The sequence below is a fragment of the Aquabacterium sp. genome (genome assembly GCF_048860245.1).
Classification (GTDB): domain Bacteria; phylum Pseudomonadota; class Gammaproteobacteria; order Burkholderiales; family Burkholderiaceae_C; genus Aquabacterium.
The window spans coordinates 1-14,530 of sequence record NZ_JBLIZW010000016.1; the positions used below are offsets into that span (position 1 = coordinate 1).

Consider the following 14,530-nt stretch of genomic DNA (forward strand, 5'->3'; position numbering starts at 1 on the left):
ATCACCATCGATTGATGGGGCCGCTGGGCAATGTCCCGCCAGCCGAGTTCGAGGCAAACTACCACCAACAACACGCTGGTCAGGCCGTGACCGCCTGACTTAAACCAACTGGCCTCCGCGAAACCCGGGGCGCTTCAGAAACGTCGGATGTCACCACCGTACTCTTCCAGGCGCTTGACGGCCCAGGGACTGAGCACCCGCTGCAGATAACGCTTGGGTATGCCGTACTCCTTCTCCAGGATCGGGCCATCCTCCGTGGCGTCAAACAGGCCCAGCGGCGTCTCGTTCACGGGCGAGCCCTTCAAGGCATAGAACGGCACCCTTTCGGCCAGCTGTTTGAGGCGCTCCGCAATGGACGACTTCCCGCCGCCGACCGGCCCCAGCAGATACAAAATCTGCTTCTTCTCTTCCAGCCCCTGCGCCGCATGCCGGAAGTAAGACACGACCTGTTCAATCGCGTCTTCCATGCCATAGAACTCTTCAAACGCCGGGTAGCGCTTGATGACCTTGTTGGTGAAGATGCGCGACAACCGGGTGTCATGCCGGGTGTCCACCATCTGCGGCTCGCCAATGGCCTGCAGCATGCGTTCTGCGGCCGTGGCATAGGCCATCTTGTCTCGCTTGCACAGATCGAGGTATTCCTCTAGCGAGTACTCCTCTTCACGGGTGCGCTCGTAGCGAGCGGCGAAGTGACTGATCACGTCCATGCAGACCTCCGAGTCATCGACCTACGCCATCGATGCCAAGCGATCCCGCCGGAGAAAACTGCTGGTGACCCGGCGCGACCTTGCAAGCATCGCCACAACACCAAAGATCCTGCAAACCGGGGCGCTTGCAAGCTCGGATAAACGCGAACTTTCAGCCCCGATCAGCGCATTCCATGCCGACTATCTTGCACCTTTTTGAATCTGCGTGCAGAGAACAAATTCACCCATCAACCATTGCTGGTTGCGCGCACCTCTTCCAGACTGGTCACACCCGCCAAGACTTTCTCCAGACCGTCCTGTCGCAGTGTTCGCATGCCCTCCAGCAGCGCCTGCTTTTGCAGCTCTTCCGCGCGCGCACCCGTCTGAATCAGTCGACGAATGTCACGGCTCACCGACATCAGCTCATGGATACCGGCACGCCCTTTCAGCCCGGTCTGACTGCATTGCGGGCAACCCGGGCTGTGGTAATGCATCAGCTTGCCATCCTGCCCAAACCGGGCCACCCACTGCGCACGCAAAGTCGCTGGATCCTGATCGATGCCGGCCTTCGCAAACACCTGCAGGTAGTCGTACAACAGCTCTTGAACCAGCTCTTCACTGGCAGGCTCGGCCACCCGACAGGCGGGACAGAGCCGACGCACCAGACGCTGCGCCAGCACCACCAGCAAAGAGTCGGCGAAGTTGAACGGGTCCATGCCCATGTCGAGCAGGCGGGTCACCGTTTCCGGCGCCGAATTGGTGTGCAGGGTCGACAGCACCAAGTGCCCCGTCAGCGAGGCCTCGACGCCCATGCTGGCCGTTTCCGTGTCCCGCATTTCACCCACCATGATGACATCAGGATCGGCACGCAAGAAGGCCCGCAAGGCCTTGGCAAAGGTCCAGTCAATCTTCGGGTTCACCTGCACCTGACGCAGCCCCGGCTGGGTGATTTCAACCGGGTCTTCCGCCGTCCAGATCTTGCGCTCGGGCACGTTGATGAAGCTGAGCGCCGAATGCAGGGTGGTCGTCTTACCCGAGCCCGTGGGCCCCACGCACAGCACCATGCCGTAGGGGCGCTCCATGGCCTCCTTGAGGCGACTCAGGTTGGTCGGACTCAGGCCGATCTTGTCCAGCGGCAAAGGCTTGGCCGAACTCAGAATCCGCATGACCACGTCTTCCAGACCATTGTTGGTCGGGATGGTTGCCACCCGCAATTCGATGCGGTACTGCGGCACAAAGCGCGCGAAGTTGATCTTGCCGTCCTGCGGCTTGCGCTTCTCGGAGATATCGAGGTCGCACATGATCTTGATGCGCGCGATCATGGCCGCACGGTAGTTGTGCGGCAACTCCAGATAGGGCACCAGCACGCCATCCTTGCGGAAGCGGATCTTGATCTTTTCCCGGCCGGGATAGCTTTCGATGTGGATGTCGGAAACGCCTTGGCTGTGCGCTTCGACAATCATGGAGTTGATCAGGCGAACCAGCGAGTTGTCGCTCTGTTCGATCGGCTTGTCGTCGTCGCCTTCGGCATGCCCGTCACCCGCGCGCTCCAAATCCTCGACCAACTTGCCCGAGGTCAGTGCATCGAACTCGAACATGCCGGAATCGGCATCCGAGCTGACCGTCATCGACGACACGTCCGCACCAATCTTGGCGTAGGAGTCTTTGATGGTCCACTCGATCTGGCTGTGTTGCGCCAGCACCGGCACGATGCGGCATTGCGTCACGAACTCGATTTCGGACAGCACCAGGCGCTTGCTGGGGTCATCAATGGCCACAATCAGGGTGCCATCCCGCAACAACAGCGGCACCACCATCAGGCGCGACGCCACGACGAACGGCAGCTTCGTCAGGGCCTCCGGATCGATGGGAAACCGGGTCAGGTCGACCAGCGGATAGCCCATTTTGCGCGCCAGCGCCGTCAACAAGTCCTGACGGGACACCAAGCCCATCGTGATCAGCAACTCGCCCAGTGGCAAGGACCGATCCTTCTTCTGTTGATCCAAGGCCTGCTGCAACTGATCTTCGCTGATCAGGTTCATGGCCAGCAAGGCCTCGCCAATGCGCACCATTGGCATCTTGCTTTGCTGCTCGATCGCGACCAGCAATTGGGCAGGATCCACCACCTGCTGTGTCAGCAGAATGTCGCCCAGTTTCTGGCTGCGCAGGCTGCTTTGCTTTTCGACCGCCTGGCTCACCTGCTCGGCCGTGACCGCCTTGCTGTCAATCAGCGCCTGACCGATCAGCGGACCAAACTCCACGCTGCGCATGGCGTCGTGCGCCACGAACAGACGCATCACATCGCCCTCGGCCCCCACCGGCGGAAACAAAAACAGCCCCATGTCAGTAGACACGTGGCCAATGGTTTGCCCCGTCAACACCTCGCCGCTGTGCAAATCCACCCGATAGTCGGTCACAGGGCGTTGTGCCAGCGCTTCGGCATGCATTTCATCCAGCGCCTCATGCAACACCGGCTTGATGGGCCGCGTCAGCAACAGGCTGCGGAACTGGTTGAAGCGCAAGGTCATGGTCGTGCGCGCGGGCGGCACCTGAACGTACGCCACTTGTTCTTCTGGAACGAAGAAGTTCAATCGCCCCACCATGACCCGGCCGTTCAAACCGACGATCTCACACGCCTCATGCTCACGCTGTGGCGAAGCCTTCGGATAACACGCGTAGGGCGGGGTCGGCCACCGGTATCCACCACCGTCCAAGGCCTCGTCAGCCGACGTCTCACCCGCATCGCCAACTGGCTCGGGTTGTGTCAGGCTCAACTTAGGCCAGGCATCGCCCAGGGATTCGAGTGGGATCGGAACAGTATCCATGGTGTGATTGGTGCGCAGGGTCAAACGACAGGGCGCCAACACCCTGCGACTGCAGGATCATATTAAGTCAGGGGTTGCGCTTCCGATCAAGCAATTGGGGCCTCAAAGCCGCCTTATTGCGTGGACGCGACATCCCGCAGGTCGGCACAATGACTCTCACCATGCTGCACCGCCGAGATCCCCGCCGCCCCTCAACACAGACGCCCATTGGCATCTGTGTTCAGTCGCCTCACGCACCGGCGATGTTGGCATCAGCCTCGCCACTCGCATTTGTGTCCGTGGCGGACACCTCTGAGCTGTGGGTCGAGCCGCTGTCTCAGCTGTACCCCGTTCACTTGCAGGCCGACTGGCTCACCATCGGCACGGCCCATGGCCCGGCCTCTGCGCAACTGGACAAGCTCCAGGCACAACTGGCCGCCATTGAGGTGGAACGTGTGACGGTGGCCCTGGATGCCTCTTGCATTTGTCATCCCCCCGATCTGGCTTGGCAACCGGTGCTGACGCAGTTGTCGGATCTGCGCCAGCGTTTGCAACAGCCCATCTTGCTGGACGCATCCCCCGTCTGGCATGCCGGCTGGGCTCCTGCTGATCAGGCGGAGATCCTGGTGCATCTGTGTCAGCGCAGTGGATGCCAATTGCAACTCGACCTGCACGCCCTGCTGGTACAGGGGCTCAACCGTGCCCGTCAGCAAGGCTGGACCCTGGCGTCGGGCCACGCCGACACCTTGCGCGCACTGGGCATGGCCCGTGCGGAGGCCCTCGACTTGATCTGGGGACTGCCGCCATCCCTCGTGGGCGAAGTGCGTTTGGGCGGATTCTTGTGGCCGGCCGAGCCAGATGAAGACATCACCCCGGAACGCAACCAGCGCCTGACGCCGACCGCCTGGTCGCTTTACGAAGAAGCGCTGGAGCACTTAGGCGCCATCCCCACCCTGATCGACTGGAACCACCAGTTGCCACCGTTGGCCGTCTTGCTGGACGAGGCCCGTCTGGCCGCCCAATATCTGGGCGAGCAACACGACTGCGAGCAGACCGAGTTGTTCAACTGAGCCGCTCGCATGAGGGTGAGCGGCCTCAGAAATCCTTGGGCTTGAATTCCAGCTGCATCACGGCGGGCACACGCCCTTCCTCGTTGGCGGGCAACACCTCGGTGCGATCCACCGCGCGCAGCACGGCATCGTCCCAAGAAGGCACCCCGGAAGGGGTCAACAAGCGACGCGACATGATCCGGCCATTGGGCGCGCACCGCACCTCGACCACCGCCAGCGGGTTGCCATTGACGTTGTCCGTGAAAACGATGTTGGGCCTGATTTTCGATTGGATCCGAGCTCCGTACGAGGCAGAGGGCCCAGCAGATCGGGATGAGGTTCCCAAACTTCCCTGGCCGCCCAGATCGGCCATCATGCGCTGCAGATTGGCCTTGCGAAGGGCCTCGCGCTCCACCGCCGACATGCCTGCGCCGTCGGGTGCAGTCACCTTCGAGGGTACCGGCGCCTGCTTGGCCACCGCCTTCTCGGGTGGTTTCTCTGGCTTCTTCTCGTCTTTCTTCTTGTCTTCCTTGGGCTCAGGCTTAGCCTTCACTTTGGGCGGCGCGGTCTCGAAGACCTCGCGCGGCTCCTTCACCTTCTTCTTGGGCTCTTCCTTCTTGGGCGGCGCCTTGGCCACCACCACCTCCGGCACCACTTCGGGCTCCGGCTCGGGTTCAGGGGCTTTCACCGTCTCGGGTTCGGGCTGCGGTGTCACCTCGGGCTCTGCAGGGGGCGGTGGCGCCAAAGGCGGAGCCGCTGCTTCCGGAATCTCCGCCCACACCTCGGCCTCAATGGGAGCCTCATCGTGCATCTTCCATTGCACGCCCAAGGCCAGCGCGATCACCAGCAACAGGTGCGCGCCCACAGCCAGCATGAAGCCGGCCCGCCAGCCATCCGCTTCACGCGGACGCAGCGCCGTCGGCCCCAAAGACGAGGTGGCAAACGCGTTCACCCTCAGCCTCCGGTGCGCACCGACAAGCCCACGCGGGCCACGCCAGCCTTTTGCAGCACGTCCATGATGTGCACCACCTCTTTATAGCGCACGTCCTTGCGCGCGCTGATGATGACCGGCACGGCATTGGCGCCGCCTGCGGCGTCGTCCTGCAAGCCTTTGACACGGACGGGCAACTCGGCCACGGACAAGGTGTCGGCGTCCTGACGGTTGATGCGCAAGCGAACCCGGTCGCCCTCTTCCACCACCACCTCGACGACCTTTTCAGGGGCCTGGCGTGCCTTGCCCACGGTCGGCAGGTCCACCACGCCAGTCGGCAACAAGGGCGCACTCACCATGAAGATGATGAGCAGCACCAGCATGACGTCGATGAACGGGACCATGTTGATCTCGTTGCGGGTACGACGGCGACGCCCGCCGCCTCGTGCATTGAGCTCTGCCACGATCAGCGACCCACGTTCTGACGACCGGCTTCCGGCGCACCGGCCACCGGTGCCGCGTTACGCGCCAGGATGTTCGAGAACTCCTCGATGAAGGACTCCATCTGGATGGCGATGCGGTCGATGTCGCGGGCAAACCGGTTGTAGGCCAGCACCGCAGGGATGGCTGCAAACAAACCAATGGCTGTTGCCACCAGCGCTTCGGCAATGCCGGGCGCCACGGTGGCCAGCGTCACTTGCTGCAGGTTGGACAAGCCCGTGAAGGCGTGCATGATCCCCCAGACCGTGCCAAAGAGGCCGATGTACGGTGACACCGAACCCACCGAACCCAGAAAGTCCAGACGCGCTTCGATGGTGTCCATTTCACGCTGGTAGCTGGCGCGCATGGCGCGACGTGCCCCGTCCAGCAAGGCGCCGACTTCGGTCACCCGGCGTTCACGCAGCTTCAGAAACTCGCGCATGCCCGCCGCAAAAATACGCTCTTGCGGCGACACCGGACCACTGCCACGCGTCGCATCCTGATACAGCTCCTGCAAGGTGCGGCCCGCCCAGAAATCACGGTCGAAGGACTCGTTATCCTCCCGCACGCGCTTGAGACCAATGACCTTGCCGAAAATCACGCTCCAGCTGGCCACCGACACCGTCAGCAACAGCGCCATCACGATCTGAACGACCAGACTGGCGTGCAGGATCAGGGCAAAGATGGACAAGTCTTGGTTCATGAAAGCTCAACCTCCAATAACGGGTTTCGGCGCGGGCAGGCGCGCCAGGATGCGCGCAGGAATGCGCCCAGGACGGAAGGCGTCCTGATCCGAATCTGTCTGGGATGCGGCGTCCGCCGCCCGGGGTTCGACCCAACCAATGCGGATCTGCCCCTGCGTCAACAAGGTGTCCCCGCGCCAGACGGTCTGCTCGAACACCACGGACACCCGGCCGATCTCGCGGATGGTGACCGACACTGTCAGCAAATCGTCCAGCTTGGCCGGGCGCAAGTAGCGCAACTGGGTATCGGCCACGATGAACATGCCCTCGCCCGCCTTGCGCATGGTCTCTTGTTCAAAGCCGATCGTCCGCAGCCATTCGGTGCGGGCACGCTCCATGAACTTCAGGTAGTTGCCGTAAAAGACGATGCCACCAGCATCGGTGTCTTCCCAGTACACCCGTACGGTGTGCTGGTGGTGCCAGGCAGCAGGATCAGGACGGACAGGCGTTGTTGCGCTCATAGGGCGCCAATTATCCCCGCTGACGCGCCTGCTTTCACGACCGCCGCTGCAAAGCCGACCTTTACAAGAAGTCAGGCCCCTGTACGGCGTGCAAGGTCACCTGCGCCACGCCATCGCGGACGCGAGAACGCAACCACCACACGGCCCCCTTTTTGATCGACAGGGCAAAGTCGTTACCGGTCAACAGTCGGGCAGCCAGCATGCCCAAAATGGGCTGATGCCCAACGATCAGGACCGGCTCCCGTCCGGTTGGCCACTTGGCGGCACGCAGCAAGTCGTCCACGCTGGCCAATGGATTGAGCGATTTCACCGTTTTGAACGGGCGCCCCAAAGCCAAGGCGGTTTGCTGCGTGCGCTGGGCCGGACTGACCAGAATGCGTGTGCCCTCTGGCAGGCGCTGATTCAACCACTCGGCCATGCGCTCTGCCTGACGCTCACCTTTGCTCGTCAAGCGTCGGGCCAAATCCTTGGCTGGATCAATGTGAATGGTGACATCGCCCTGCTCGGCACTGAGCGCCTCGTCCAGCGCAAGATCCTCTGCCTGCGCATGTCGCCACAAGATCAAATCCATGTTCACTCCTGTCTTGGCCGATCCGTGCGGCCAGCACCGCACCACGCAATGGTGCGCCCCATGCGCGTCAGGCAGATGACAACCCGCCGGCTCACACCACTGCGCGGTAGCGATCCATCAAGGCTTGCTGGGCACTCAAGCCCGTTTGGGCCACACGTTCATAGCGCCCATCGGGGCTTTGCACCCAAGCATCCCGCCCATCCAGCAAATACGGCACCAGGCACTCGTCGATCACCCGCTGACGCAGCGCGCCATCCCGCACAGGCCAAGCGGCTTCAATGCGACGGGTCATGTTGCGGTTCATCCAGTCGGCGCTCGACAAATACAACGCCTCTTCGTGATCCCCTTCCCCCCAGCGGAAATAGAGGACACGGGTGTGCTCCAGCATTTGCCCCACCACCGAACGCACGCGGATGTTTTCGGTCAACTCTGGGATGCCTGGCGGCAAAATGCAGGCGCCCCGTACAACCAGGTCAATGCTCGCGCCGGCCTGGCCTGCCGCGATCAATGCGCGCACCAAGGGCTCATCGGTCAGCGAGTTAACCTTGAGCACGATGCGCGCCGGACGCCCGGCCTTGGCTGACTGCGCCACACGCTCGATGAAGCGCAACATCTGGCGCTGCATGCTGTACGGCGCCAACAGCAATTGGCGGGACGACCGGATCTGCGCCAGACTGGCCAGTTGGTGGAACACGCGGTCCACGTCTGTCGTCAGGTCCGGCTGGCTCGTCAAGTAACCCACATCGGTGTACAGGCGAGCCGTCTTGGGGTTGTAGTTGCCCGTGGACAAGTGCGCGTAGCGGCGCAGGCGTGCGCCCTCCCGGCGCGTGACCAGCATCATCTTGGCGTGGGTCTTCATGCCCACGATGCCGTACACCACCTGGGCCCCCACGGCCTCCAGGCGCTCAGCCCAGTTGATATTGGCCTCTTCGTCGAAGCGTGCCTTCAACTCCACCACGGCCAGCACTTCTTTGCCGCGTCGCACCGCTTCCAACAGCAACTCCATCAACACGGACTCGCTGCCTGTGCGATAGATGGTCTGCTTGATGGCCAGCACATTGGGGTCGTTCACCGCCTCACGCAGGAAGGCCACCACGGCATCAAACGACTCAAACGGGTGGTGCAAGAGGCAGTCGTGATGCCGCAAATGCTCGAACATGCTGCCCGCCTGCGGCAGGCTTTCCGGCCACCCTGCCTGATAGGCCGGGAACCGCAAATGATCGCCTTCAGCCTGATCGATGAGCTGCGTCAGGCGCACCAGATTCACCGGGCCATTCACCTCGAACAAGGCCTGACGCGGCAGGCCGAACTGTTCCAGCAAAAAGTTGGACAGATCTTCGTGACAACTGCGCACCACCTCTAGTCGAATGGCTTGGCCGAACTGGCGGGTGCTCATCTTGGATCGAAGGGCCTCGCGCAGATCAGCCACATCGTCCTCATCCACATCCAGATCCGAATCGCGTGTCAGCCGGAACTGAGAGAACGACAAGATCTCGCGCCCCGGGAACAACTCGTCCAGATGAGCACGGATCACGCTGGACAGCAGCACAAAGGCTTGCTGCCCAGGCTCCACCACGTGTGCGGGCAACTTGATGACGCGCGGCAACACGCGTGGAATGCGCACGATCGCAATGTCGTTGTCACGGCCAAAGGCATCTCGCCCTCCCAGCTTCACGACAAAGTTGAGCGTCTTGTTGGCCACCTGCGGAAACGGGTGCGACGGATCCAGCCCAATGGGCACCAACAGCGGTTGCACCTGTCGGCGGAAGAATCCCGCCACCCATTCACGCTGGGCTGCGGTGCGGTCCGCATGGTTGAGGATCTGGATGCCCGCCTGGCGCAATGCAGGCGCCACTTCCTCATTGAGGATGGTGTATTGCTCTTCGACCAGTTCGTGCGAGGCCTTGGCCACGGCTTCGAGGTAAGAGCGATCGATCCCGGTACCTCGCACGCGCGAGGCCTCCAGCACATCGGCATACCGCACCTCAAAGAATTCGTCGAGGTTGGATGAAACGATGCAGATATAGCGAAGCCGCTCCAACAGCGGCACGTCTTCTCGCCGAGCTTGCGCCAGCACTCGACGGTTGAATTCCAGAATGGCTTGTTCGCGACTCAACAACTGCACACGCGCGGGATCTGACACCTGATGACACCCTGTTCTTGTAGAAACGGACAGCGCCGCGATTCCAACAAGGAAATAGCGCGGCGCTTTCAGTTTAGAACGTCAGGGGCGACAGAATGATGACAGTTCTGTGTCAGTGCGCCGCTTCCCAGTTGGGACCTTCCCCGACCTCGGCCACCAGCGGCACACGCAGTTGCGCCACCGAGGCCATCAGGCGTGGCACCTCGGTCTTGACCCAGTCAAGCTCGGCCTCGGGCACCTCGAACACCAGTTCATCGTGTACCTGCATGATCATCAGCGTGGACTTGCCTTGCGCATCCAATGCATCCTGCACCGCCACCATCGACAGCTTGATCAAATCGGCTGCCGTGCCTTGCATGGGCGCATTGATGGCCGCACGCTCGGCGCCGGCCCGGCTGGGGCCATTGGGGCTGTTGATTTCCGGCAGCCACAGGCGGCGGCCAAATACCGTCTCCACATAGCCCTGCGCCTTGGCTTGCGCACGCGTTTCGTCCATGTAGCGCTTCACACCGGGGTAACGCATGAAGTAGCGGTCGATGTACGCCGACGCCGCACTGCGCTCAATGCCCAGGTTGGACGCCAGGCCAAACGCGCTCATGCCGTAAATCAACCCGAAGTTGATGACCTTGGCATAGCGGCGCTGCTCGCTGCTGACCTCATCGGGCGCCACACCAAAGATTTCGCTGGCCGTGGCGCGGTGCACATCCAGCCCTTCGGCAAAGGCTCGCAGCAGGTTCTCGTCTTGCGAGATGTGCGCCATGATGCGCAGCTCGATCTGCGAGTAGTCGGCACTGACGATCACATGGCCGGGTGGCGCAATGAAGGCCTCGCGGATGCGACGACCTTCAGCTGTACGCACCGGGATGTTCTGCAGGTTCGGGTCGTTGCTCGACAAGCGGCCCGTCACCGCCACCGCCTGCGCATAGTTGGTGTGCACGCGCCCTGTGGTGGGGTTGATCATCAAGGGCAGCTTGTCCGTGTAAGTGGACTTGAGCTTGGCCATGCCCCGGTATTCGAGGATGCGGGCTGGCAGCGGATAGTCCTCGGCCAGCTTCTCCAGCACTTCCTCGTTGGTGGATGGCGCCCCCGTGGCCGTCTTCTTGATGACCGGCAGCTTTTGCTGATTGAACAGGATGTCGCCAATCTGCTTGGGTGAACCGAGGTTGAACGATTGACCAGCCAGTTCGTGCGCCTCTTTTTCCAGCGCCATGATGCGCTGGCCCAGCTCATGGCTTTGCTGCTGAAGCAAAGCCTTGTCAATGAGCACGCCATTGCGCTCGATGCGCTGCAGCACGCGCGAGGTGGGCATCTCAAAGCGCTGGTAAATGTCCAGCAGGCCGGGCTCGGCCTGCAGACGTTGCCACAACACCTGGTGCACGTGCAAGGTGAGGTCGCTGTCTTCACACGAGTACTGCGCGGCCTTGTCCACCGGCACTTGCGCAAACGGAATTTGCTGCGCACCCTTACCCGCCACGTCTTCGTAGCTCAGGCCACTGCGCTGCACCGTGCGTTGCGCCAGGTCACCGAGGTTGTGCTTGCGGTGCGCCTCCAGCACATAGCTTTCCAGCATGGTGTCGTGGGCATAGCCCCGCACGGTGATGCCATGGTTGGCCAGCACGTGCGTGTCGTACTTGATGTGTTGCCCCACTTTGGCCTTGCTGGCGTCTTCCAGCCAGGGGCGCAGCTTGTCGAGCACCTCGGCGAGCGGCAACTGCGCGGGCGTCTCCATGCCTTCGTGGCGCAGCGGGATGTAGCAGGCTTCGCCCACCTTGTCACTGAAGGACAAACCCACGATGCGTGCCTGCATGGCATCCAGCGAGTCGGTCTCGGTGTCAAATGCGACCAACTCAGCCGCGTGCAGACGCGCCAACCATCGGTCGAAGGTGGCCCAGTCCAGCACCGTGTCGTAATGGGTTTCGGTCACGGCGGGTACCACGGGCGCAGCGTCCGACCCACCGAACAGATCGTCGGTCAGTCCTGTCGCTGCTTGTGGCGCTGCGGCAGGCACTGCGCCACCGCGCAAGCGTGCCGCCTCAGACCGGAAGCCGAAGCGCGTGTAGAAATCGAGCAGCGCCACCGTGTCCGGTGCGCGCAAGGCCAATGCATCCAGCGCAGGCCAATCGGTCACATGCCCACTCAGGTCGCAATCGGTGCGGATGGTGATCAGCCGACGTCCTTGCGGCAGCCAGTCCAGCGCCTTGCGCAGGTTCTCTCCGGCCACGCCCTTGATCGCACCGGCCGCTGCCATGACGCCATCCAGCGAACCATGTTCGGAGATCCACTTGACCGCCGTCTTGGGGCCCACCTTTTCGACGCCGGGCACGTTGTCCACGGCATCCCCGATGAGCGTCAGGTAATCAATGATGCGCTCGGGCGGCACGCCAAACTTGGCAGCCACACCCTCGATGTCCAACCGCTCATTGGTCATGGTGTTGACCAGCGTGACATGTTCAGTCACGAGCTGCGCCATGTCCTTGTCACCCGTGGACACCACCACGCGGTGCCCCGACGCCTCGGCCACCCGCGCCAGCGTGCCGATGGCATCGTCGGCCTCGATCCCGGGCACCTCCAGCACGGGCCAGCCCAACAGCTTCACCACCTCGTGGATGGGCTCAATCTGCGTGCGCAGGTCATCGGGCATCGGCGGGCGGTGGGCCTTGTACTCGGGGTACCACTCGTCGCGGAAGGTAGGGCCCTTGGCGTCAAACACGCACACCGCGTGCTCGCACGGCACCTCGTCACGCAAGCGACGCAGCATATTGACCATGCCATGCATGGCCCCTGTGGGCTCGCCTTGCGGGCCACGCAGGTCGGGCATGGCGTGGAAGGCACGGTACAGATAGCTGGACCCGTCGATCAGGAGCAGCGTGGGGCGATCGGCAGCAGCGTCGCCAGAAATGGAAACCGGGGCATTCATGCCCCGGATTGTGGGGCCAGATGCAGCATCTGACCCGCGTGCGGCCATGTGAGGCCTTGCCTCACCTGATCAGAACTCGGCCGATGCGCCCACGCTGAACAAGTACTGGCTGTCATGATTGTTCGCCAGATAGCCATTCATGATGTAGTCAAAACTAGACAACAGTCGAACATCACGTGCCACTTGGAACGCAATCCCGGCGCCGATATAAGGCGCAGTGGAGTTTTCAAAGCGGCGCACTTCACTGCCATCAGCCAGGATAACTTTACGATCAGCGTGCACGAAGGCCACACCTGCGCGCAACTGGTTGGTGAAGCCGTGCTTGAGTTCCACTTCCCAGTTGATGCCCACGGTCACCGCGCGCTCTTTCTGGCGCATGGCGGCCTCACCGGTTTCTGCGGTGCGGGCCGCATCGTTGGCACGGTCCATGCCACCGAAGAACATGTAGTTCACTTCTGCAGCCAGGCCGGGCGTGATGCGCTTGCCGCCAAACAGCTTGCCACTGAAGGTGACACGATCACACGACGTGCCGCAATGCCATTGCGCAGCGCTCAGGCCAAAGTTGGCGCCAGCATAGAGCCCCAAGGGGGCCGACTCAGGCTTCAGCTCCTGCGCCGTGGCTGACACGCTGGTCAGCGACAAGGCCGCCAGGGCCATGGTGGACAAGGATGCGAAGATCTTGCGCGATGCAGAAATGCTCATGATGCTGAACCAGTTCTTCCGTACAGATTGCCAGACACCAATCACGTGAAAAACGTGATGGTTTTCTCGATTTGCAATCAAGTCTGCCATGCTGACTTCTACAATCACGGGCTTGCGCGCCCCTGCAGCCCGGGGGTTTTCGCTGAATCTTCGCCCTGACGCACGCCGGACGGTCGGGGCTTTCCCCTAGACCCGGGCAACAGGCAGAAAATCACCCCCAATGTTCCATACGTCTCATGGCCGTTTTCACTGAAGTAACCCCGCCCGAAGCTGCTGGTCTGATGGCCTCGCTGGACCTGGGCACTTTGCAATCGATGCAAGGGTGCGCCTCGGGCATCGAGAACACCAATTACTTCGTGAGCACTGACCGTGGCGACTACGTGCTGACACTGTTCGAGCGCCTGAGCTTCGAACAATTGCCCTTTTATTTGAACCTGATGCACCACCTGGCCGCGCGAGGGATCCCGGTGCCAGCGCCTCAGGCCAATGCACAAGGCGAGATCCTGCACAGCCTCAAAGGCAAGCCGGCTGCCGTGGTCACCCGCCTGAAGGGGCGCAACCAGATGAGCCCGCAGGTGGCCGACTGCGAACAAGTCGGCGCCATGCTCGCGCGCATGCATGCCGCAGGCCAGGACTACGCGGCCCAGCAGCCCAATCTGCGCGGCTTGGCATGGTGGATCGACACCATCCCCGTGGTGCTGCCCTACTTGAATGCCGAGCAAGCTGAACTGATTCAATCCGAGTTGGCGTTTCAGCAAGCGTTGGCGCAAGGTGAGGCTTACCGCGCCCTGCCCCAAGGCCCCATCCACGCCGACCTGTTCCGCGACAACGTGATGTTCGACGGCCCCCAACTGTCGGGCTTATTCGACTTCTACTTCGCGGGCTGCGACACCTTTGCGTTTGACATCGCCGTGTGCCTCAACGACTGGTGCATCGACCTCGGCACCGGCGCACTGGATGTGGCGCGTGCGCAGGCCTTCGTGGCCGCTTACGACGCGCAGCGCACCCTGACCGATGACGAGCTGGCCTTGTTGCCTGCCATG

12 protein-coding genes and 1 pseudogene are annotated in these 14,530 nt (G+C 62.2%); 3 read left to right on the forward strand and 10 right to left on the reverse strand.

All coding sequences use genetic code 11. From position 1 onward, the window contains the following. Nucleotides 1-137: 137 nt before the first annotated feature. A pseudogene (locus ACMV18_RS01855) lies at nt 138-707 on the reverse strand (PrkA family serine protein kinase); the annotation flags it as partial. On the opposite strand from ACMV18_RS01855, the gene ACMV18_RS01860 reads away from it, so the two are divergent. After that, the gene (locus ACMV18_RS01860; protein ID WP_420816466.1) at nt 706-906 is read left to right on the forward strand and encodes a hypothetical protein; all 201 of its coding nucleotides are present in this window, start codon (nt 706-708) and stop codon (nt 904-906) included. The pseudogene ACMV18_RS01855 and the gene ACMV18_RS01860 sit on opposite strands and share 2 nt — an antisense overlap. Before the next feature lie 28 nt (nt 907-934). Here the strand turns inward: ACMV18_RS01860 and ACMV18_RS01865 are convergent, their stop codons facing one another. Then, nucleotides 935-3,511: an ATPase, T2SS/T4P/T4SS family gene (locus ACMV18_RS01865; protein ID WP_420816467.1), complete on the reverse strand. Its 2,577-nt coding sequence runs from the start codon at nt 3,509-3,511 to the stop codon at nt 935-937. Between the two features lie 149 nt (nt 3,512-3,660). Here ACMV18_RS01865 and ACMV18_RS01870 point away from each other — a divergent pair, with 149 nt between their 5' ends. After that, nucleotides 3,661-4,560 carry a DUF692 family multinuclear iron-containing protein gene (locus tag ACMV18_RS01870; RefSeq protein ID WP_420816468.1) on the forward strand — a complete coding sequence of 300 codons (900 nt, stop codon included), beginning with the start codon at nt 3,661-3,663 and terminating at the stop codon, nt 4,558-4,560. A 25-nt stretch (nt 4,561-4,585) separates the two neighbouring features. On the opposite strand, the gene ACMV18_RS01875 is transcribed toward ACMV18_RS01870, so the two are convergent. The 8 genes from ACMV18_RS01875 to ACMV18_RS01910 all read right to left on the reverse strand — a co-directional run bounded on the left by ACMV18_RS01875 (nt 4,586) and on the right by ACMV18_RS01910 (nt 13,487). Beyond that, complete coding sequence (locus tag ACMV18_RS01875; protein ID WP_420816469.1) at nt 4,586-5,491, reverse strand: energy transducer TonB; 906 nt, start codon at nt 5,489-5,491, stop codon at nt 4,586-4,588. A 2-nt stretch (nt 5,492-5,493) separates the two neighbouring features. Continuing rightward, nucleotides 5,494-5,934: a biopolymer transporter ExbD gene (locus tag ACMV18_RS01880; RefSeq protein ID WP_420816470.1), complete on the reverse strand. Its 441-nt coding sequence runs from the start codon at nt 5,932-5,934 to the stop codon at nt 5,494-5,496. 2 nt (nt 5,935-5,936) lie between these two features. Then, entirely contained in the window at nt 5,937-6,653 is a 717-nt protein-coding gene (tolQ, locus tag ACMV18_RS01885) for a protein TolQ (RefSeq protein ID WP_374256097.1), read from the reverse strand. Nucleotides 6,654-6,659: 6 nt separating this feature from the next. After that, nucleotides 6,660-7,154 (reverse strand): tol-pal system-associated acyl-CoA thioesterase, encoded by a 495-nt coding sequence (gene ybgC / locus ACMV18_RS01890; protein WP_374256098.1) that lies wholly within the window; start codon nt 7,152-7,154, stop codon nt 6,660-6,662. Nucleotides 7,155-7,215: 61 nt separating this feature from the next. Then, on the reverse strand, nt 7,216-7,725 hold the full coding sequence (locus ACMV18_RS01895; protein ID WP_374256099.1) for a SixA phosphatase family protein: 510 nt from the start codon (nt 7,723-7,725) through the stop codon (nt 7,216-7,218). 91 nt (nt 7,726-7,816) lie between these two features. Next, on the reverse strand, nt 7,817-9,868 hold the full coding sequence (gene ppk1 / locus ACMV18_RS01900; protein ID WP_420816471.1) for a polyphosphate kinase 1: 2,052 nt from the start codon (nt 9,866-9,868) through the stop codon (nt 7,817-7,819). Nucleotides 9,869-9,980: 112 nt separating this feature from the next. Further along, nucleotides 9,981-12,785, reverse strand: coding sequence for a DNA polymerase I (polA, locus tag ACMV18_RS01905; protein ID WP_420816472.1), 2,805 nt, complete (start codon nt 12,783-12,785; stop codon nt 9,981-9,983). Between the two features lie 69 nt (nt 12,786-12,854). Further along, nucleotides 12,855-13,487: an outer membrane beta-barrel protein gene (locus ACMV18_RS01910; protein ID WP_420816473.1), complete on the reverse strand. Its 633-nt coding sequence runs from the start codon at nt 13,485-13,487 to the stop codon at nt 12,855-12,857. A 236-nt stretch (nt 13,488-13,723) separates the two neighbouring features. Between ACMV18_RS01910 and ACMV18_RS01915 the strand changes: the two genes are divergently transcribed. Continuing rightward, the coding region (locus ACMV18_RS01915) for a homoserine kinase (protein WP_420816474.1) at nt 13,724-14,530 on the forward strand (807 nt) is incomplete at its 3' end.

Bases quoted from the DNA above. Each gene is read 5' to 3' on its own strand.
- ACMV18_RS01895 (WP_374256099.1), bottom strand. From the start codon at position 7,725: ATGGATTTGATCTTGTGGCGACATGCGCAGGCAGAGGATCTTGCGCTG.
- ACMV18_RS01910 (WP_420816473.1), bottom strand. From the start codon at position 13,487: ATGAGCATTTCTGCATCGCGCAAGATCTTCGCATCCTTGTCCACCATG.
- ACMV18_RS01865 (WP_420816467.1), bottom strand. From the start codon at position 3,511: ATGGATACTGTTCCGATCCCACTCGAATCCCTGGGCGATGCCTGGCCT.
- ACMV18_RS01870 (WP_420816468.1), top strand. From the start codon at position 3,661: ATGACTCTCACCATGCTGCACCGCCGAGATCCCCGCCGCCCCTCAACA.
- ACMV18_RS01860 (WP_420816466.1), top strand. From the start codon at position 706: ATGCAGACCTCCGAGTCATCGACCTACGCCATCGATGCCAAGCGATCC.
- ybgC (WP_374256098.1), bottom strand. From the start codon at position 7,154: ATGAGCGCAACAACGCCTGTCCGTCCTGATCCTGCTGCCTGGCACCAC.
- tolQ (WP_374256097.1), bottom strand. From the start codon at position 6,653: ATGAACCAAGACTTGTCCATCTTTGCCCTGATCCTGCACGCCAGTCTG.
- polA (WP_420816472.1), bottom strand. From the start codon at position 12,785: ATGAATGCCCCGGTTTCCATTTCTGGCGACGCTGCTGCCGATCGCCCC.